This window comes from Brevibacillus centrosporus, from assembly GCF_003710815.1.
Taxonomy (GTDB): Bacteria; Bacillota; Bacilli; order Brevibacillales; family Brevibacillaceae; genus Brevibacillus; species Brevibacillus centrosporus.
Genome location: NZ_RHHP01000063.1, coordinates 1 through 1,689 on the forward strand (window position 1 = coordinate 1; position 1,689 = coordinate 1,689).

At 42.8% G+C, this 1,689-nt stretch carries 1 protein-coding gene; it reads right to left on the bottom strand.

Annotation, left to right across the window (positions count from 1 at the left end; genetic code table 11):
• Nucleotides 1-107: 107 nt before the first annotated feature.
• Nucleotides 108-1,459 (bottom strand): IS1182 family transposase gene (locus tag EDM55_RS29825; protein ID WP_122962129.1). Its coding sequence is split into 2 segments (ribosomal slippage): nt 108-892 and nt 892-1,459, totalling 1,353 coding nucleotides; the frame shifts between segments, so codons are not numbered across the junction.
• Nucleotides 1,460-1,689 lie beyond the last annotated feature (230 nt).

Consider the following 1,689-nt stretch of genomic DNA (forward strand, 5'->3'; position numbering starts at 1 on the left):
TCAGATTGTTGAGAAAGCCTTGCTTTTAAGCAGGGCTTTCTTGCTTCTAGTTGGTTCAGTGGAAAAAAAGTTACTTTGTTCTTGAGAAAAAAAGATTGCCCTCCATTTTACCCCTGCTTCGCAAGGTGGAGGGCAATCTTTTTCATGTTCTGTACCGTTGCGGTCATCAGTGCCTGTTCACTGACGTTGTGCAACCCCCGCAAACGGCAATAGCGAAACCCGTGGAGCTGTTTGGCATCCGCGAAGCTTCGCTCAATCGTTTCTTTTCTTCTTTTGTAGAGCTTTTTCCCTGATTTACTTAGTCGGTTTGTACGCACCCAATCCTTGCTGTCTTCCCAGACATGTCTAGTGACCACTTTTCGGTGGTTCTTCGATCGGGTGCATTTCGAGAGGAAAGGGCAGGTTTTACAAACCTCCGGGTTCGATTTGTAATGACGGTACCCTTTGCGGTCCGTAGTGCTGTATGGCAGTTCATGATTCTGAGGGCACAAATAACTATTCGTTTCGGAGTTGTATGTAAACTGCCACTTGTGAAATAAGCCTTGAGTCGGATGGTACCTACGGTGTGCAATAACGGCAAAAATGTTTTTCTCTTTTAACTTGTTGCAAATCGGGTTTGTTAAATAGCCAGAATCTAAAGCAACAGCTTCTACTTTAAAGCCAAACCGCTCGGTTTGGCGTTCTAGGCGATGAAGATAAGGGATCGAATCATGTACGTTTCCTGGTGTAACATAGACATCCGTTATGAGATTGTATTTTGCATCCACTGTGCGATGATCCAGATAAAAAAATCCTTCGGGCTTACCCTCTCTCACCATATAACCGCTATCTGGATCTGTTGTGCTCACTTTTACTTCTTTTTGTTCAACCACTTCCTTCTCAGGTTTTAGAGCTTTTTTCCGTTGTTCTTCCGATCGATTTCCACAGCAGCATTCAGTTCATCCATATAGCTTTTGGTGTTTTGTAATACCTGCTCTTTCGTGTATTTATTCTTGTTTGCGTTGGCTTTTACATGCGTAGAGTCAGAAATAAGCATCCGCCCTCCCACCATTCTGTGACCAATGGCTTGAAGAACGATTTCATCAAAAATGTCTTGAAAGATAGTGGAATCTTTAAAGCGAACACGACGGTTTAAACTGATGGTACTGTGATCAGGCACCCGGTCCGTCAAACCCAATCCAAGAAACCAACGATAGGCCACATTGGTTTGGATTTCTTGCTCAAGACGCCTTTCCGAGCGAATGCCGTAAAAGTATCCCAAAAAGATCATTTTAAATAAAACCAATGGATCAATGGCAGGGCGACCATTATCCTCGCAATAATAGGGCCGAACTTTTTCAAGGATAAATGAAAAGTCGATGTATTTATCTATTTTACGGAGCATGTGGTCTTGGGGGACGAGTTGCTCAATCGAAACAAATTCGTATGCGGTTTGTTTATCTTTATTTGAACGTAACATTACGATCACCTACAGTTATAGTATACTTGTATTATAACACATTAACGCGGAGTCGTATTGAAATATTTAGGTATTAAGAAAGGCTGCCGACTTTATCGACAGCCTGAGGCGACTGGCTTTTGGCCAATCGCCTTTCCTTTTCAACATATCTTCTGCATTTATAACAAAAACATGGCAACAATAGTGGTCACCAGCAAGCCGATCGCAACCGGATACAAGTTTCGACGGGC